Here is an 18563-nt window from a genome sequence, read left to right as displayed (position 1 = left end):
ACGCGAAACACCCACAGGGAGACGCAACATGCGCCGCATCTGTCTCAGCACGGCCGCTCTCACACTGAGCGCGGGCCTACCTCTCGGCATGATCGCCGCTGGTCCGGCACTCGCCGCCTCCGGGCCGATGGACTTCGAGCCGATCAAGGGCTCGGCCTACAGCGAGATGTTGACCAGCTGGACCGAGCCGCTCGTCGCCCCCAAGGGCTTCACCCAGAAACTCGTCGCCGACGAGACCGTCCTCGACGTCTACGGCGGCACTACCGACGACCTCACCGACATGAACACAGTCAACGAGACCGGACCGCAAGCCGGCCGGTACCTCTACCGCACCCACGAGGTCGGCTCCAACGGCGCGCTGTCGGTCGTCGACCTCGAGACGGGCGAGGCAGAGGTCATCGCTCAGCGTGAGGGCTGGCGTCGGCTCGACGGTCTTCGCTGGACCCCCTGGGGCACCCTGCTCTTCGCCGAGGAGACCGGCGGGGGCCGCCTCTTCGAGGCGTTCCTCGACCCGAAGGACCGCACGAAGATCACCCGTATTGAGGAGCGCCGCGAGGTCGGCATCCTCCGTCACGAGGGCATCGAGGCGCTCGCCGACGGCACCGTCTTCGTGATCGACGAGCTCAACGGCGGTTCGATCTACAAGTTCGTGCCGACCAAGCGCGGGGACCTCTCCAACGGCCGGCTCTACGCGCTCAAGATCAAGGAGCTGAGCGATGCCGAGCAGAAGTGGAACCAGGCGACCTACAACGCCAAGGTCGGTGCCTTCGAGTGGGTCGCACTCGACATGGACAAGGTCGTCGTCGACGCTGACGCCGCGGCCAACGAGGTGAACGCGACCGAGTTCGGCCGACCCGAGGACGTCGAGGTCATCGGCGACACGCTCTACGTGGCCAACACCAGCGAGGACCGCGTCGTCGCGATCGACCTGAACAAGGACGTCCTCACGAGCTTCGTCGAGGCCGGCAAGAACGTGCCGGTGGAGGACCAGAAGGCCAGTGTCACCGGCTTCAACAGCCCGGACAACCTCGCCCAGGGCCCTGACGGCCGCCTGTGGATCGCCGAGGACAACTACGCCAGCGACATCTGGGTCGCAGGCAAGAGCACCAAGAAGAAGGGCACCGCCGACAAGGTCGAGCTCTTCGGCTCGCTGAAGGACCCGGGCGCGGAGATCAGCGGCATTTACTTCGGCAAAGACCCGAAGACGCTGTTCTTCAACGTCCAGCACCCGGACAAGCCGAAGGCGGATGGCACCTGGAAGATCACCCGCCAGTGACGCATCGCTGACAAGCCGACCACAGGGCCCCGTTTCCGCGGACGGGGCCCTTCGCGTTTCCGTACGACGCGGATTCGGCGCATGGCAGGTCCCACACGCGGTGGTACCGCATCCCGCCCTGACGGCGCGATCCCCGGTCGATCGAGACCGTACGAAGACCGGCGGCACGTCCGCTGGCTATGTCGGCGGTGAGGTTGTCACCGATCGCCCATCCGCCCTCGGCGCGCAGCGCCGCCCGCATCGCCTCGTCAAAACCGGCGGCGACCAGGTGCTCGTTGAGCGGTTTTTCAAGACCGTCCGCCAGCAGTTCCTGGTCGAGATCGCCGCCGACGGGCAGACCGCTTCGACCGCCTTTCGGCTCCGGCGCGTAGGATGGCAACTGGAAGACCGTCAGCCATGGGCGGGCATCGGTCGCCGCGTGCATCGCCGCACGTGGTCAGGCATCCATAGAACGCCTGCCGGAACCGCGATAGAGCGGCCAGAGGTTCGCTGTCGGTGTGGATTTCGCAGCTACCCGTGCGCGTAGCCGTCACGCATGCCAGGGTGGACATCGCGGTCGCCGCCTTGCTCGGAGACTTTGCACGGGCCCGAAGATGAGACGGTGACCGTCCCATGTCACGGCCAGGGCCCCGGCGTTCCCGGGTTCTGATGCGGTATGGCGACGTTGAACGTTTGGCCAAGTGGAGCATGGAAGAGCGCGACTTCTGCTGATCTTTCAGGTCTCGAATCCGAAGATCGTCGCAGGAGTCGCGCTCGTGTCCCCATCTTCCCTGACCAGCTCTCGTCTCGTCCCTACTCTTGACCAGCTCGCCGACTTGGCATTGTGGGAAGCCGAGTTGGAGGCCGATCCGATCATGGTGGAATCGGCGTTGATACGCCGGTTGGCGGCCGTGCCCGATCGCCGCTCGGCCTGCGGCATCCGCTGGTGGTTATCTTGACATTGACCGCGTGCCGACGCTCGTGGTCGGCAGTGACAGCATCGCGGCGATCTGGCAGTGGGCCGCCCGCACCGAACGCCGCACCATCCGCACTGCCCCCGCCGATGAGTCCCTGTTCCCCGGCGCCCGGCAGGCCTTCCGGCTCCGCCGCGACATCGGCGACCTGGACGGCGTCTGGACCAGCAAGGAAATCGTGTACGGCATCACCAGCCTGCCCGCCGGACCTGGCCGGGCCCGCTCATCTCAACCATTACGAACGCGCTCAAGGTTCTTCAGGGCCCTTTGCGCCACGGCGAGGTGAGGGTTGATGTCAAGTGCGCGAGTCAGGTGTCCCCGGGCCTCGGCGACCGCGCCGAGTGCGTGGGCGATCTCTCCTCGGTGATAGGCGAAGCGCGCGTTATGTCTGCCCAGAGTGTCGGCTCGCCGGACGAACGACAGGCCCTCCGCGCTGTGACCAGCCCGATGAAGCGCCCAGCCCAGGGCGTCGGCAACATCCACGCTCCTTCTTCGATTCCACTCGGCCCGCAGATGGCGTACGGCTTTCACCGGGTCGCCGTGGTCGGCCTCGAAGCGGCCCAGGATGAGATTGTCAGGCTGTTGTGTCTCCTCGTGGGTGGGCTCTGGATGCTCCTTGATGCCGAAGGCCGGGTTCTTCATGACCGCTTGCTGGGCACCGCGGTGGTGTGCGACCAGGTGAAGGACGCTCAGCCTCAGCCGTAACCGGCCACCACTGGCGTGATCTTGCTAACGCGGGTGCTAACAACAGTTCTGGACGGTCCTGGACGACCATGGACTGAGGGCTCCCGTAACACCTGTCCGACCAGGCCTGAAAGACGGTGGTGGACGGTCCTGGACGATCGTCCCTTAACTCGTAATGAGGGGTCTGGGGTTCGATTCCCCAAGGCGGCTCCCAGGTCAAAGGCCCTCCGGGATGATCCCGGAGGGCCTTTGTCGTGTCCGTACAGCAGTGAAATACAGCAACGGTCTCAGCTGAGAGCAACCTCGGTGAGCAGAGCCGATCGTTCTCATCCGGTTGGAACTTCGCCGGGTTTCCTGTAGTTGGTGAAGATGAGCTCTGATCAACATTTCCGAGGGGTCCCATGGTCACGGTAGACAAGATCGGCCGTATGCCGCGTGCGGTAAAGAGCGCACAGGTCGCCATGATGATCCAGGCGATGCTCGGGCTTGTGGGAATCGTGTTGCTTTCCGGCTTTTTCTTCGGCGGGACTGTCGAGCCGGCGAGCGCTGCGGGATTTCTCGTCCTGACGTACGTTCTCGGGCTTGTGAGCACCGGACTGATCGGCTGGCCGGCGTTCAACTGGGACTCACGCAAGCGGAGCATATGGGGCGCAGCACTTGCTGTTGAAAGCCTGCTGGCGCTCTTCTCCGTGGCCGGTCTTGTGCTCGGTCCGGAATCCAGAGCCGCTGACTTGATCGACTTCAACCTTGTAGTGCCGGCCGCCGTGGTCGTTCTGCTGCTTCTTCCGTCAGTGAGGACATGGTTCGACCGTTGACCGGTGTCATGGACATGGCGAAGGCCCTCCCAAGTCTCTGAGAGGGCCTTTCGGTTCCGTGGCTCAGCCGTCAAGGTGCTGGTTGAGCCGGTCGAGCGCCTTGCGAGTCTCCGGGGAGGGGACCTGCGTGTAGACGTTCATGGTCACCGAGATTTGCGAGTGCCGGGGGTGCGCATCGCGACGCGAGGGTGAACGTCGAGCGCGGCCAGGAGTGAGGCGCAGGTGTGCCGGGTGTCGTGGACGCGGGGGCACCGGCCCTTTCGCAGTAGCGCTCAAAGGAGCGGTAGAAGTTGCGCGGCTCGATCGGGGTCCCGTTCTTCGTGGTGAACACGAGGTCGGAGTGCTTCCACTTCTCACCGGCATCCTGGCGGGCCTTCTCCTGAATTCGCTGACGATCCCGGAGCGCTGCTGTGCACAGCCCGAACAGAGGCAGAGAGGCTGTCGAGTCCTCAGTTTTGGTCGTCTCCCGGTGGAGGAGCTCACCGCGGACTCGGTTGAGCCGGCGGGAGATCCAGAGCTGTTCCCCGTCGAGGTCGACGCAGTCCCAGGCGAGCCCGAGCACCTCGCCACGCCGCAGGCCGAGAATCAGGATCAGCACGTACGCGGTGTAGAGCGGTTCGTCCACCGAGCGCAGGTGTTCAAGGAACTTCCGAGCCTCGTCGACGTTCCACACGCCGTGGTTCTTGGCCTTCTTGGTCTTGCCGGCGTTGGGCAGGATGGTCGGCGCTGCGACGTTCTTGGAGATCAGTTCATCGCGGATGGCGTTGCTGAGAGCTGATCGCAGGATGCGGCGGATGCTCGCGATCGTGCTCCGAGACGGGTATTCCCTGCAGCACTCTCCCTTGGAGCAGCACCGTCGCCTGGCTTGCGGCCGTTGGTGATCCTTCTTCTGATCACAGCAGGTGCAGAGCATGACCAGCGTGTTCAGCCATGTCTGAACCTCGCGGACCGTGAGCTTGTCGAGCTGCTTCTTGCCGAGACCGGGGATCATGTAGAGCCGTGCGAGCGCCTCGTAACCGGCGTAGGTGGTCGGCTCTCGGTTGGGTTCGATCACCTCGGCGAGCCAGCGCGTCAGGTACGCGGCGAGCGTGGGGTGCTTGTCGGTACCGGCCGTCGTGTCTGTGGTGCGTGCCGGGGCATCGTAAGGTGTCGCTCTCAGGGCGAAAGGGGCATTGTGTCGCAGTTCTCCCGATTATCGTGGTCAGCGCTGTCGGCATGGGTGGTGGCTGCGGCCGTCGCAGCCTTCCCGACGTGGGAGCTGTGGCGCGAGCGACTCGATCTTGAGGAGTTCACTCGGATCCATGGGGAGGCCGACCAAATCTACGGGGTCGTGCGCCTGTACAGCGATGGATCGACGCTGTCACCGTTTGTTCCGCTGCGCATTGATCTCGAAGCAATCATGAAGATCACGGAGGACTGGGCGGTTCCGGCTCTCGTGGTTCTCCTTGGCCTCCTTGCGTGTCTCGGCCGCGGGGAGCCTGGGGTGACAGGCCGGCGAGTGGCGGGACTCCTCGTCCTGATCGCGGTCATCGAACTTCTCGCCTGGTTGTACGGCGGGCGGGGAATCTACGGCGAGACGATCCCGCTGTTCAGCGTCGGCGGGTTCGGCGCGGCGGCCGGTGGTTGGGGGATTACCCAGCTGTGTCTCCTGGCGGCCGCGGCGCTGGTGTTCGCCGCGTCGCGTACAGTACGGCCCGTCATCGGAGACGAGCCGGGCGCGTCACAGGTCGGGACGGTGTGGCGGCGGCCGGCGGCGGCCCTGGTCGACTATCTGATCGCCGTTGCCGTCCTGGGTGTCGTCGTGGGACCGGTCTGGTCCTTAACCGGCCTCGGCTCGGGGTTCCGGATGGGGTTCGGGCTTCTGGTGCAGGTCAACCTGTTTCAGGTCGGTACAGACCTCGAGGAGCTGGTCATCTTGTCCGGGCTGTTCCTTTACTTTGGGGTACAGCACGCTCTGTGGGGGCGGACGCTGGGCAAGCGGTTGCTGGGTGTCCGGGTCATCGCCGTGCGGACGGGTGGACGGCTGGGCACGGGCAGGACCGTGCTCCGTACGCTGGTCTTCCCTCTCCTCGCCTTCGTCCCCGACGTCGGGCTGTGGTGTCTCCTCGCGGGCGGGCTGTGGATGTTCCTCGATCCCGAAGGCCGGGTTCTTCATGACCGTTGGCTGGGCGCCGCGGTGGTACGCGACCGAGTGCGGGACGCTCAGCCTTAGACCTGACCCGACATCTCCATGTCGTCGAAGCGATCGGTGTGGGAAGCGGCATTCTGTCAAGATCACCACATGGTGCCAGTAGGGCAATGACCAGGTTGGGAATCGCCTTGACGCTCTCCGCCCACAACGTCGCGCCCATCAGGCCTCCTCGGGTCGCGTCCACGGAGGTGGTGTACGAGTTTGTCAACGATGTCTGAATCCTGGTTCTGGCACACATTCCGGGAAACCAGCAGGGCCGGGGCTGTCAACGCAGATCGGGACGGGTAGAGCCCTCCACGAAATGTGTGCCAGAAAGGGAGGCGCGGTGTGATCAGACTGGTGTGAGCTACAAAGGCGTCAGGGGCCTGGGCGACACCGCATCCGCTTGAGTTGTGTCCGGATCGGACCGTCGAATCGGGCAAGGGTGCGGGCGGCCGGATCGCTCAGCTCGCCGGGTCGACCGACCGGCCTCACTGCGTCGCCATGACGATGCAGCGTCGCAGCTCCTCGACCGCCTCGGGGGCGCCCTCGACCGTCACGCCGCTCGGCTCGCCGGCACTCTCCCGGTTCCACATCCAGCGCAGCACGGCCGTCGGCGGGCCGCTCACGGTCACGTCGGCCGCGTCGTCGTCAGCGCCGTCTTCGACGGAGAACAGCCCCGGGCCGGTCCGCACCCGCCACGCCGCGCCGTCGGTCCGCACCGTGTACGTCCGGCCCGGCGAGCCGGCCAGGATGTCGGTGAAGTAGTCGCCCCACTCGGCGACGCCGTATGCCACGAAGACCTTGAGCAGCTCGTCGATGCCGTCGATGGCGAGGTCCGCCGGAACCGGCGTGACCGGCTGCCCGGTGCCGAGCTCGGCGTCGATGCGGTGGATGACCGTCTCCTGCGTCATCCGCCGGATCCAGAAGCCGACGGTCTGATCCGGGGTGTACCAGGAGCCGGCCGGATCCCCCGGCTCGCGGGCGCCGAACTCGTCGAGCAGTCCGGCGTACGCACGGTCGAGCAGCGCGATCGGCTGCTCGTCGGCGAGTTCCCTCGGCGGCCACGGGTCGGGCTCGGCGTCCCCGCGCATGGTCAGAATCTTGTGCAGGTACACCTCGCCTACGTGACGGGTCAGGTCGGCGACGGTCCAGTCGGGACAGCTCGGAACCACCGCGGTGGGGTTGGTCGGTACGACGGCCCGCAGGCGGCCGAAGTCGGCCGCGAGGCAGTCAAGGAGCCGGGGATATTCCATATCGAACAGTTCAGCACACGCTCACGGTTCGTTCGGCCCAGCGACGGATCACCGGTCGCCCAGCATGTCCGCGGACGCATCCTGGCGGCTGTCGCCGACCATCCACGAGCGAGGGTGCGAATCAACCTACGTCGACAACCTCTATTACGAGATCCGCGCCCGCCAGTGCTCCGTTCCTCAACGGGGGGGCGAAAGCGTCGCCGAGAAGCCGAATCTGTCAAGGCGGCCTTTCCCACATCCTCGGCCGGTGTGGATCCGCCCGTCCAATGAAGAACGTCGCACTGGCCGCGCCCGGAAAAGACCACGTTGGCAGGAAAAGGAGTATCGCTACCGCGTGGCCCGCCCACCCGCTGTCGTTTTTCGGGTTCTGGCACATATTTCATGGAGGGCTCTGCCCGCCCTGCGGGCGAACCGCCCCGATCTGTGTCGATCGTCCAGCCCCGCTGGTTTCACAGGGTGTGTACCTGAACCACTTCGGTCACTTTACGAAATGATCTTGTAAGGCTTTCTCTGACAGTGGCTCTCAGCCGGTCGGGCGCCTTGCGGGTCTCCGGGGACGGGACCCGCGTGTAGACGTTCACGGTCACTGGGATTTGAAGCGCTCGGACCTTCCGCTTTTCGGCCCTCGTGGAATTGTCGGCCGGTCCGGCTAGCATCTGTTCCTCCAAGGGAACGGGCTAATCCGTTATTCCTTGCATATCTAGATCTGTCGCGATTCATCGTCGCAGATCGCAGGAGAGGAACACTGTGGGATTATTAGGTAGGTCTGGGCGCCGAATCGGGATGTTGGTGGCTGTTGTCGCTCTGACATCCGGTGCCTTTGCCTCGGGGGCGCAGGCTGCCCCGAATCCGGTTGTTTTCGGTACGGCCTCCGCTTCACCCAGGGCCCATACCGGTGTCTGCCCGACGACCGTGACGCTGTCCATCACGGTGAAGGTCAAGGCGCCGGTGGCGCTGAAGTACGCGTGGACCTTCAGCGACGGGGACAAGAGCAGAGCCAAGGTCTACAAGGTCGGCGGTAAGGGCTTCAAGACCGTTCGGCTGTCCACGTCGATCAAGGCCACCGGCGACGCCCGTGGCTGGGGCGCGGTTCGCCTGGCCGGCCCGGTGAAGAAGACTTCCAAGAAGATCCCGTTCTCCGTCACCTGTACCGCTGATGGGCAGGGCACCGGCGACGTGTGGGACAGCGTGGCCACCTCCGCCCAGGAGGCCGAAAAGCCGAACGACCCGGCTACGCCGCCTCCTACCCGGCGGGACGACGAGGAACCCGCTCCGAACCTGGTGCGGAAGGCCGGCATCGCCTTCGAGCGGACCACCGCGGTGAAGTGCCCGGTGACCTTCAAGATTCACGGTTACTTCGAAGGGCTTCCCCCCGGCGCGCAGACTGTTCGGTACCGTCTCGTCGGCACCCAGGAGTGGAAGGCCGTCAACGTGCCGGCCGATCACGGCGCCGTCTTCACCACCGTGCTGGAGACGGTCGAGTGGGACTGGGAGTCGGGCAAGACCTCGATCCGGATCGAGATCGATCAGCCGGACGGACTCAAGTCCAACATCATCTACTACTTCAAGTGCGGCCCGCTGAGCGCCGACACGACGGTCGGCGTCGTCGCCGAGGACATCTCGCGGACCAGCATGGGCGGCCCGCTGGCCGAACTGGTCGCCGACGCCCAACTGGAAGCAGTCCAGGCGGTCTCCGGCGCACAGGTCGCCCTTGTCAGCAGGCATGCGATCCGCGCACCCCAGGCGGGCCTGAAGGCCGGGCCGGTCACTGCCGAGGACCTGTGGGCCGTCCAGCCCGCCGGGTTCGCCGTCGACGTACACGCGATGACCGGCGCGCAGCTCAAGAAGCTGCTGGGGTACGCGAGCCCGACGGTCGGGGTACTGACCCCGTCAGCCTCGCTTCGCTATACGTTGACCGGCACAGCGGTCACCGAGCTCACGCTGAACGGTGCTCCGGTGTCCGACACCCAGGTGATCAAGATCGCGGCCAACTACAACCTGATGGGCGGACAGGAGGGCTTCCCGGCCTGGCAGGGGAGCACCAACGTGTACCACGGCGGACCGGACGACACGGGAGCGCTGGCGTCGTACATCGCCAACCACTCGCCGGTTCACGCGCCGAAGGGCGACCGCGTCACTCTTCGATAAGTCCCCGGAGCCCGGTCAGGCAGGCGTAACGCCAGAGTGCCCAACTCCACTCGGTCACCCAGCGCCTCGTGGTGCCCTACGGCAACGCCGTTTTGCACGGTCACACGCCACCGGCCCGTACTACCGCCCGACCAGGGCTTGAGCCCGCCGACCTGGGACGTGCCGTCGACTCGTGATGCAGGTGTCCGGGGTTCGATTCCCCAAGGCGGCCCCAGGTAAGAGGCGCTTCCGGTCTAGATGATCGGGGCCAAGGGGAGGCGGCACAGAGACGTAGCCGCGGAGACAGAACGAGGGTGTCCACACTCAGTTTGCGACGACTGAGATGGGCGCCCTCGCAACTGCCGCCCACGCAGGAACCCGAAACGTCACATCGCACACGAGGGCAGAACCTTTTCCGGCTTACCCGGCCTGCTCCCCTTCGACACTCATCGACAATGCCGCCGTCTCCCCAGGTTCATGTACCGCAGAAGTTGTAGGTGGCCTACCGCCATGGGTGCAGAGAGAATCAGCTTTGCACAGTATGTTAATCCGTTACCTGTGTCGATACATTAAGAATGCAACTCATTGACCGAGCGAATTTTCCGCAAAACTACAAAGAAGAAGTTGTGGCGTCGACGGTTACTGTGGATGTATTAATGGTCCAGCCGTCTTCGGTCCATTCCGCAGTGTCCGCACCATTCGTCGGCGTCCTGGTGATCCCCGCTTCCGGTGGCTGGAAGTTGTATTACAAGAATCACTGTAATCGAAACATGTGCGGTGAAATGGATATTCGCGTTCTTCTCGGAGTCCGGGGCTACCGACCGGGCGTCCGTGCTGGGACGCCACCGTACGTGGAAGGCTCGCAGGTGCAGGCGGGCGGGCGCTACGTCCACTCCGTAGCCGAGTCCTGGCCCGGTGGGTCGCAGGTGAATGAGATATTTGATTTCCGTTCGCCCTGCCCCTCGAAGGTTAGGTCGTATTTAATTATGAAAGCATCTTTGCGAGCGCCATAAATTCAATATGATGGGAAGGAGTTTCAATGATGAAGAAGATGATCCTGGCGTCCGTTGGGGCAGGATTAAGTGCAGTCCTCCTGCACGGCGGTCCCGCCCTCGCGGCCCAGGGCCCACCCTCTCCCGGCCCGGACAGCGAACAGGTCGAGATCCTGGCGCGCGCGCCGGACTGTGTCGCCGGGTGGGTGAACAGAGGCACAGTCACCCAAACCGCATACGCGCAGAATCAATGCGGATACGGAATGCGCCTGAAAATCATCTGGGCGTACGGCGCGGACGGAACATGTTCCTGGGTAGAACACCAAGGAACCATAGGAAGCCGGGTGGCCATAGAGCCACGTCGCTTCGATGGAGTAAATCTTTGCTGACACCACCCACTGTGCGGGGTTCGGCAAGACACTCACTGGATGCCACCTATTCGGCTCCAGCCAGGTCGGCTCCCCGAGGCCGCAACAAGACTGGGTAACACCGAGAAAGGCTTCGGTGTGCACAGTGTACAACCGCCATTCGAGCTAATTTCCTCAGCTGTTCAGGCAACACAAGAGCGATGGGAAGTCAGGGGTCAGAAAAGTGAAAACGGCAAGAAAGATCGGCCTGGTGGCAGTGTTGAGCGCTGCCTTGCTGGGACCTGTCGCAATCGGTGCGGCTCCGGCCAACGCCGCATCGATCCGGTTTATCGGCTACTTCTACCCGCCCGGCGGAGGCACCTGGGAACAGGCCAAGGCCGAGGCGGCAAGGAGTTGCCAATCCGAAACGGCAAGATACGCAGCCCTAAACGACTGGGACTACACATCGTGTACCTGGACAACAGGACCCCGTGGTTACGCCTACGCCGGACACGTTTATAGGCGATAGGGGTGGTTTTTGATCGCCAACGGAGTCCCGGATCCTGTTCCTATGGGATCCGGGACTCCGTTGCGGTGATCAGCCATAGGAAACAAGCGTGACCTTCGGTCCGCACGCCCATGCGCGGGCTTCCTCAATCATCCTCAGTCGCAGACCTTGGTCCAGCGTTCATGGGCAGGCCGGTGGATGATCAGATCAATGCCTCGATCGCCTGCCAACATGGTGGCTCCCGTGTCTCGCGGTCGCCTCGGTGAAGCTCCAGTAGCCCGAGCCTCTGCCATTCGGCTGACCATCGCGTGGGCGATCGAGGAGATCCCCCGGTACGGCTCGCCACTGCTGGAGTTGGAGGACGACGCCTGGTATATCCAGGTCGCCAAAATCAAGCGGGAACGAGTCCCGGAGCCCCCAGATGATCTAGGATGGGTGCCTCCGTTCACGATGCTAGGCGGAGGAGTGGAACACCTGGGTGTAGTAGTGGAAGGTCGCGGGTTCACCCGCATGGGCTTGGCCCTGAGGGACTCTGCCCTGTCCGGTGGCGATGCCGACACCCGTTGACCGATGGCTCGGGTTCAGGACATTGGATCTGTGCGGCGGGCTCTGCCACCACCAGTCGTGTGCCGCCCGGGCCGAGGGTGGGGGAACGTTACCGCCCCAGAACCACTGGACGTAGACGTTCTCCGTTCCGGCGGAACCCATCGCCATCTGGATCCGCTGCTGCGGAGTGCTGTTGTCCGATCCGTAGTGCCCCGGAAAGCCGTCCAGCTGTCGCTCCCAAAGGCCGGGATGGCCGGCCAGGTCCTGGCTGTGATTCTGCGCCACGGCGACAAGCCGCTTGTCGAGGCGCAGGAACGGGGGACGCGGCCCGGATGAATTGAATATCCTCCTGTCGTTGGCGATCTCGACTATGCGTATCGTCTCGGGGGGTGCCAAGAATGCGTCGACGGGGAGGAACGTGGCGTCTGATCGATCCGGCTCCGGGCTGTTCGCGTTGATCTCGCTGACGTATAGGTGGAAGTCCCGGTGCCGTATGTAGAGCTTGGGATAATTATACGAGCGGAAGGAACTCCAGAGCGGGAAAACGAGGCCGGCGACCGACATGAAAGTCGCGTCTTCATGCATGAGCCGATCGCCCGGGGTGAACTCCGAGAGCACCAGGCGGAAGTTCTGATGTCGCAGGTAGTGGTTCGGAAGGTTGGCCGACCTGAACGACACGTGGGCGCGGGCCGCGAGCCCCTCCACCACGTCGAACGACGCGTCGGCCCGATCGACCGCGCTGGCGACGCGAGATATCTCTCCCAGGTAGTTGGCGTGTCGAATATAGTGACCGCGCGGTTTCATGGCCTCGAAGGAATGCCGCTCACTTAACATTCGCGCACCCTTTGCCGTCGCAGGCCAAAATGATCGGCGCTTGTTCTACCTGTCGCACTCTCAGTTAGTATGAGGTTCCGGAGAGTGCCGGTCAATGGCTCCGTCCGCGGGCCGTACCCGATTCGTTGTCCATCATCAGGGTGATGTCTGTGAAGTCGTCGTAGTCGGCCTCGTCACAGTGGTCCGTCTACTTCCTCGGCCGTCGCTCTGCTGGAGGACCATGGTGGGCCGGGTCCCGTGTCGCTACTGTGAAGAGATCGCCGCGCATGGAGGAGCCGATGCCCGCTGGCCCGCTGGAGCCGGGAGACCCGCGCGTGCTGGGGGAGTTCGAGGTCGTCGGGCGGCTGGGCGAGGGCGGGCAGGGGATCGTCTACGAAGGGTGGAGCCGGTCCGGCGAGCGGGTGGCGATCAAAGTACTTCGCAGCGGCTCGGATCCCGCCACGCGCCGCCGGTTGGCCAGGGAGTTGCAGTCGGCACTGCGGGTGGCCCCCTTCTGCACGGCCCGGGTGCTGGCGGCGGAGACCGACCGGCTGGACCCCTACGTGGTGAGCGAGTTCATCGCGGGTCCCGCACTGCAGGATCGGGTGCGTGACGAGGGTCCCCTCCGTGGCGGAGACCTCGATCGCCTGGCGGTCGCCACGGCCACCGCGCTCGCCGCCATCCACAGCGCGGGAGTCATCCATCGGGATTTCAAACCGGCCAACGTGCTGCTCGGCCCGGACGGCCCACGAGTGGTCGACTTCGGCATCGCCCAGTTGCTCGACGCGAGCACGATGCCCTCGGCCCTGTCCGGCACCCCGCCGTACATGGCTCCCGAGCAGCTCAACGGCGTGCACGGGTCGCCCGCGGCCGACGTGTTCTCCTGGGCCGCGACCATGGTCTACGCCGCTACCGGACGGCCGCCGTTCGGCAGCGACACCGTTGCCGCGGTCTTCAGCCGGATCCTCAACGCCGAGCCCGACCTCACGGACATCTCATCGCCCCTGCGGGAGACGCTGACCGTCTGTCTGGCCAAGGACCCCGGGGTACGCCCCTCCGCACGGGCGCTCATGATCCGCCTGGTCGACTCCGGAGCCCCCACCGTCACGGTTCCCGACGTCGGCCCGGTGCCCACCGCCTACCTTCCCGCCGACTGGAGCGGGCGGGCGGATCAGGTTCCGGTCGTGGCCGGTCCCGGACCGACCAGAACGCTCCCAGCCGATTCGCCCGGAGCGCAGAGTCCGGCCGGACCCGCGTATGGCCCGGCTCCCACCCGTCATACCGGCCCTTCCGACACGGCGGTGCGGGAAACGGCACCGCAGCATGGTGAGCCGGTGACCCGCCGGGGGCGGAGGTCCGCCGCCGTACTGATCACGATCACCGGCATCGTCGCGGTGCTCGTGGCGGCAGCGGTCCTGTATGTCACAGGAACGCTCGGTGGCTCACCCGGTGACGACCCGGCGATCACCGGCACCGGTGGGGACGCCGGATCACGCTCTGTCGCAGGCGGGCGATCGTCTTCCGGGGCACAGTCTTCCGGGGCGCCGGCGACGCCGACCTCGGTCCAGCCGGGAGGCGGAGTTCCGGAGGCGTTCGCCGGGACGTGGACGGGCCAGGTCGTCTCGCAGGACGATCGGAAGAAGACCGTCGACATCACGCTCACCCTGCCGCCTGGTCGGTCGGCCGGAACATGGCGGGCCGACGCGTGTGAGCAGCAGGTCATGCTGACCCGGGCCAGGGCCGGAAACGTGCTCGACCTGACCCGCGTGCAGCGGGATCAGTGCGTGGGGGGAGACATGACCCTCACCCTGAAGGACCCGGCGACGCTGGACTTCGTGGGCCAGGAGGGTGTCAGCGGGCTGGAGTATCGCGGGAGCCTGAGCCGGTCCTGATCCGGGACCGGTCGTCCTCCCCGGCCAAGGACTCCGTTATTTGTCCCTGGTCGATGTCCGGCGTCTCCAAATCTTGACCGGGAAGCCAGGTCAAGATTTGGAGACGCCTCATCCGGTGCCGGACATACGGGTCGCGGAGAGCGAAAACGAGTTGAAGGCCGGGACGTCCCCAGGCGTCCGGTCGATGCTCAACCCGCCCGCGCGATCTGGAACGAGTAGGCTCCGGTCTTCGCCGTACCCGATCTGACCACGAGCGCATACCTGCCGTCTCCGTTGGAGAGCGGGATGTCGAACTCGTATCCGCAGAGTGGGACGGGCTGCCGTGGGGCGGCGACGTTCTTCTCCGAGGCATCGGTGAGCTCCAGTTCGATGGCCGTGCACGCCCCGGCCCCACCGAGGATCTTGATGGCCGACGCGCCGTCCGCGTCGAACTCGAAGCGGTCGATGCGTCCTGGGATGTCCAGCCGCCCCGCGCCGTCCGGGTTGCCCCCGCCGATCTGCAGGCCGATCGTCGCCGGGAAGGTGCGGACCTTCACCGTCGCGATCCTGAGACCGTACGGCCCGATGACGTTGGTGTTCCCGAAGACCTCCAGCCGGTGCCTGCCCGTCTTGGTCAGCTTGACGACCGCAGTGCCCCAGCTGAGGGCGATGCTGGACGGGCTGACCGGCTGGCCGTCGACCTCGGAGAACACCTGGAGCTGGATATCGTCACCGGTCATGTCGGTGACGTAGAACTCCCTGGCGTCGCCCAGGTCCAGGGTGAACTTGTCCCGCTGCCCGGCGCGGGTGAGCTCGGCCGCGACGGTGCCGCCGTCGACGAGGGTCCCACCCGGCAGCACAGCCGTCTGGGCCTGGGCCGGGTCGCCCGTCTCGGCCGGCTCGCTGTTCTCCGTGGGCTGGGTGGTCGGGGCGGTCTCGGGGGTCGCCGTGCTGGTCACGCGTTCCGGAACGGGCTGATCGTTCTGGGGCTTGTCAACGCCGGCACCGCATCCGGTGATGGTCAGGAGGACGAGGGTCGCGCCGGCGGCAAGCCGGAGGGGCATGCTGAGGCATCCGGTGGGGGAGGCTTTCATGCCAGCCATTGTGTGAAGCCCGCTTGCAGGCGGCTTGCCGTGCTGGATGTCCGGTCTTCGGAACCGGGCCGGCTACCCGCGCCGAGAGTTCTTCGCCGTCAAGGTTCGTGCCACAGCCGGTCACCGAACCATCGAGCGAGGCGTAGGTGTGCCGGGTGTGGTGGACGCCGGTCTTCGCGCGGCACCGACCGGGGCCTCGGCCGTGAACGTTTCCCAGGCCGCCACCGGCGGAGCACCTGCTCCTCGCACGAAACCGCAGATGAGCCGCCCAGGGCACGATCCGCCAGGGAGTGCGCCATGTTTATTTGTTGACTAACCGAATTAAGTCATGTTAGCTCCGCCGTACAGCCGCTGATGAACACCCGTACAACGCCGGCGGCCAGGTGAAATGTTAACGCTAACAATACCGTCGTGACGGTGGTTGGCGCTGACCTTGACCACCGCGCGTCCGCGTGCAGAAGGGAGAACGGCCGTCATGCCGATATCGCCCCAACAGAGCAGATCCACCCCCGGACAACGCCCGTCGCCGGGAGCACAACCGGTCGGAACAGTCCGGCGTATCACCAGGGGCATGGTCCTGCTGATCGCCACCGTCCTCGCGGTGTCGGCTGTTCTGGTGGTTCCGGCGCGGGCGGCGGTGCCCGTGGTGGGCGGTACGTATCAGATCAGTGTCACCAGGAGTGGTAAGTGCCTGGATGTGGTGGCCGGTTCGAAGGTCGACGGTGCGTTGCTTCAGCAGTGGGGTTGTAGTGCCGATGCCTGGCAGCGGTTCGTTTTGCGGTCGGCTGGTTCGGGGGTTTACACCATCGCGAATGTCAACAGTGGGCGCTGTGTGGACCTGCCGGGTGGTTCGACGGTTTCCGGGGTGCGGTTGCAGCAGTGGGGGTGTGGGGACGGGACCAAGCCCAACCAGCAGTGGCGTCTGGTGGCCTCCGGCAGTGGCACGTATCAGGTCGTCAGTGTGGTCAGTGGGTTGTGCATGAGTGATCAGGGTGCCTCCACCGACTCGGGGGCGGCGATCATTCAGGAGACCTGCACCGCCAACACCAACAAGCAGTGGCTCTTCACCTCGGTGGGCGGCGGACGCGGCTGGTCCGACGCGGCCGACGGATTCGCCTCGACCAGCGGGATGGGCGACGCGACCACGACGGGCGGTGCGGCCGGAACCACGGTGACCGTCTCGACGTACGCGGACCTGGTGAAGTACGCCACGGCGAGCACTCCCCACGTCATCAGGGTCAACGGCGCGATCACGGTCACGCCGTACGGTACGGAGATCAAGGTCGCCTCGAACAAGACGATCATCGGCGTCGGGACCGGCGGTCACATCGTCAACGGCGGGTTCTTCCTCGGCAACGGCGTGCACAACGTGATCATCCGCAACCTGACGATCCGCGACACCCGAATGGCCTCCGACGATCCGGACGACAAGGACTTCGACTACGACGGCATCCAGATGGACACCGCCCACCACGTGTGGATAGATCACAACACCATCACCCGGATGAACGACGGCCTGATCGACAGCCGCCTGGACACCGGCTACCTGACCGTGTCGTGGAACGTCCTGTCGGAGAACAACAAGTCCTTCGGCATCGGCTGGACCGACAACGTCACCGCGAGGATGACCATCCACCACAACTGGATCCACGACAACAACCAGCGCAACCCCAGCACCGACAACGTCGCCTACGCGCATCTGTACAACAACTACCTGCAGAACATCGCCTCCTACGGCAACTACGCCAGAGGCGCCACCAAGATGGTGCTGGAGAACAGCTACTTCGAGAACGTCAAGGACCCGTACTACCGGGACGCCGCCGCCCAGCTGCGGCAGTCGGGCAGCATCGTCGTCAACTCCACCGGCCGGCAGGAGAGCGGCGGATCCGCCTTCACGCCGAGCTCGTTCTACTCCTACACCCTCGACCCGGCGGCGAACGTCCCGGCGCTGCTGCGCGCCTACGCCGGCCCGCAGGCCGACATCGGCCTCTAGAGACCCCCGGTGACCGGAGGCATGGACCGGTCACCGGGCACCGTCCCACCGCGTTCGTCCCGCGGGCGCGTCGGTGATCGACGCCACCCCCCGGTACCGGTTCATCAATCGCGACAGCGCAAACAGGAGGTTTCCATGGGACGTCCGAGCACCATCGCCGCGGCGCTCGCACTGGCTTCGTGCGTGGTGATGAACGCGGAACCCGCACTGGCGGCCGAGTCGAGCCCGGTGGGATTCGCGAGTATGAACGGCGGTACGACCGGTGGTTCCGGAGGCTCCACCGTCACCGTGACCACGGCCTCGGCTCTCGCCGGCGCGCTCACCTCCAGCAGCGCGCTGACCATCCGGGTCTCCGGAATGATCTCGATCTCCGGGATGTACCGGGTGGCCTCGAACAAGAGCGTTCTCGGCGTCGGGCCCGGCTCCGGTCTCAACGGCGGCGGTCTGACCATGAGCGGGGTCAGCAACATCATCATCCGCAACCTGACCATCCAGAACTCCGGCGACGACGCGATCAATGTCCAGGACGGATCCCACAACATCTGGATCGACCACAACAACTTCACCCGTGCCTACGACGGTCTGGTGGACATCCGGCTCGCCTCCGACTTCGTCACGGTGTCCTGGAACCGCTTCTACAACCACGACAAGTCAGTACTTCTAGGTTCCGATGACAGCAACACCGGCGATATCGGCCACCTGCGGGTGACGTACGTGCACAACTGGTTCGACGGCACCAATCAGCGCCACCCACGGGTGCGGTTCGGCAACCCCGTGCACGTACTCAACAACTACTACTCCAACATCGGCAGCTACGGTGTGGCCTCCACCACGAACGCGGGCGTCTACGTGGAGCGCAACCATTTCGAGAACGTGGCCAGGCCCACGTCCCTGGCCGAGGGCACCTCCCCGCAGGGCAACATCAAGCTGCTCAACAACTACCTCGCCAACTCCGGAACGCCGCTGTCGAGGAACCCGTCGAGCGTGGCCGCGATCCCCTACTCCTACACCCCCGAGTGCAACTGCTCGGTGAAGGCGACCGTCACCGCGGGCGCCGGAGTGGGCAAGATCGGCCTCTGAGGCCACCTCGGTGACCGGCCCGTCGTTGAGCGGTGGTT

General features: G+C 65.3%; 15 protein-coding genes. 9 read left to right on the top strand and 6 right to left on the bottom strand.

All coding sequences use genetic code 11. From position 1 onward, the window contains the following. The first annotated feature begins 28 nt into the window (after nucleotides 1-28). Complete coding sequence (locus IG98_RS0104580) at nucleotides 29-1276, top strand: alkaline phosphatase PhoX (protein ID WP_030905885.1); 1248 nt, start codon at nucleotides 29-31, stop codon at nucleotides 1274-1276. Here the strand turns inward: IG98_RS0104580 and IG98_RS0104575 are convergent. Then, nucleotides 1263-1700 (bottom strand): HAD hydrolase-like protein, encoded by a 438-nt coding sequence (locus IG98_RS0104575; protein ID WP_030905881.1) that lies wholly within the window; start codon nucleotides 1698-1700, stop codon nucleotides 1263-1265. The genes IG98_RS0104580 and IG98_RS0104575 overlap by 14 nt on opposite strands. 256 nt (nucleotides 1701-1956) lie before the next feature. Between IG98_RS0104575 and IG98_RS50130 the strand changes: the two genes are divergently transcribed. Continuing rightward, nucleotides 1957-2214: a hypothetical protein gene (locus tag IG98_RS50130; RefSeq protein ID WP_157594155.1), complete on the top strand. Its 258-nt coding sequence runs from the start codon at nucleotides 1957-1959 to the stop codon at nucleotides 2212-2214. A 10-nt stretch (nucleotides 2215-2224) separates the two neighbouring features. Further along, on the top strand, nucleotides 2225-2515 hold the full coding sequence (locus IG98_RS0104570) for a hypothetical protein (RefSeq protein ID WP_030905878.1): 291 nt from the start codon (nucleotides 2225-2227) through the stop codon (nucleotides 2513-2515). On the opposite strand, the gene IG98_RS50125 is transcribed toward IG98_RS0104570, so the two are convergent. Continuing rightward, nucleotides 2458-2871, bottom strand: coding sequence for a hypothetical protein (locus IG98_RS50125; protein WP_157594154.1), 414 nt, complete (start codon nucleotides 2869-2871; stop codon nucleotides 2458-2460). The genes IG98_RS0104570 and IG98_RS50125 overlap by 58 nt on opposite strands. A 443-nt stretch (nucleotides 2872-3314) precedes the next feature. Between IG98_RS50125 and IG98_RS0104560 the strand changes: the two genes are divergently transcribed. Beyond that, nucleotides 3315-3728, top strand: coding sequence for a hypothetical protein (locus tag IG98_RS0104560; protein ID WP_030905872.1), 414 nt, complete (start codon nucleotides 3315-3317; stop codon nucleotides 3726-3728). Nucleotides 3729-3798: 70 nt separating this feature from the next. Here IG98_RS0104560 and IG98_RS44480 read toward each other — a convergent pair whose 3' ends face one another. Then, nucleotides 3799-4887: a site-specific integrase gene (locus tag IG98_RS44480; RefSeq protein ID WP_281178429.1), complete on the bottom strand. Its 1089-nt coding sequence runs from the start codon at nucleotides 4885-4887 to the stop codon at nucleotides 3799-3801. 15 nt (nucleotides 4888-4902) lie between these two features. Here IG98_RS44480 and IG98_RS46570 point away from each other — a divergent pair, with 15 nt between their 5' ends. After that, nucleotides 4903-5940 carry an RDD family protein gene (locus IG98_RS46570; RefSeq protein WP_157594153.1) on the top strand — a complete coding sequence of 346 codons (1038 nt, stop codon included), beginning with the start codon at nucleotides 4903-4905 and terminating at the stop codon, nucleotides 5938-5940. Between the two features lie 449 nt (nucleotides 5941-6389). Here the strand turns inward: IG98_RS46570 and IG98_RS0104540 are convergent, their stop codons facing one another. Next, nucleotides 6390-7154, bottom strand: a complete 765-nt coding sequence (locus IG98_RS0104540) for a maleylpyruvate isomerase family mycothiol-dependent enzyme (protein ID WP_030905866.1) — start codon at nucleotides 7152-7154, stop codon at nucleotides 6390-6392. Nucleotides 7155-8066: 912 nt separating this feature from the next. On the opposite strand from IG98_RS0104540, the gene IG98_RS0104535 reads away from it, so the two are divergent. Next, a complete protein-coding gene (locus IG98_RS0104535; RefSeq protein ID WP_030905864.1) occupies nucleotides 8067-9302 on the top strand; it encodes a 5'-nucleotidase C-terminal domain-containing protein in 1236 nt (411 codons plus the stop codon). 2279 nt (nucleotides 9303-11581) lie between these two features. On the opposite strand, the gene IG98_RS46565 is transcribed toward IG98_RS0104535, so the two are convergent. Continuing rightward, on the bottom strand, nucleotides 11582-12508 hold the full coding sequence (locus tag IG98_RS46565; protein ID WP_051751533.1) for an AbfB domain-containing protein: 927 nt from the start codon (nucleotides 12506-12508) through the stop codon (nucleotides 11582-11584). Nucleotides 12509-12786: 278 nt separating this feature from the next. On the opposite strand from IG98_RS46565, the gene IG98_RS46560 reads away from it, so the two are divergent. Next, nucleotides 12787-14379 carry a serine/threonine protein kinase gene (locus IG98_RS46560; protein WP_169750066.1) on the top strand — a complete coding sequence of 531 codons (1593 nt, stop codon included), beginning with the start codon at nucleotides 12787-12789 and terminating at the stop codon, nucleotides 14377-14379. Nucleotides 14380-14567: 188 nt separating this feature from the next. On the opposite strand, the gene IG98_RS0104520 is transcribed toward IG98_RS46560, so the two are convergent. Continuing rightward, entirely contained in the window at nucleotides 14568-15452 is an 885-nt protein-coding gene (locus IG98_RS0104520) for a hypothetical protein (RefSeq protein ID WP_157594152.1), read from the bottom strand. A 571-nt stretch (nucleotides 15453-16023) separates the two neighbouring features. On the opposite strand from IG98_RS0104520, the gene IG98_RS0104515 reads away from it, so the two are divergent. Continuing rightward, on the top strand, nucleotides 16024-17445 hold the full coding sequence (locus IG98_RS0104515) for an RICIN domain-containing protein (protein WP_030905854.1): 1422 nt from the start codon (nucleotides 16024-16026) through the stop codon (nucleotides 17443-17445). Between the two features lie 135 nt (nucleotides 17446-17580). Continuing rightward, entirely contained in the window at nucleotides 17581-18525 is a 945-nt protein-coding gene (locus IG98_RS0104510; protein ID WP_030905852.1) for a pectate lyase family protein, read from the top strand. Nucleotides 18526-18563: the final 38 nt, after the last annotated feature.

It is taken from the genome of Streptosporangium amethystogenes (genome assembly GCF_000721075.1).
Lineage (GTDB): Bacteria > Actinomycetota > Actinomycetes > Streptosporangiales > Streptosporangiaceae > Streptosporangium > Streptosporangium amethystogenes.
Note: the sequence above shows the minus strand (reverse complement) of the source record. Positions and strands in the feature narration are given on the sequence as shown.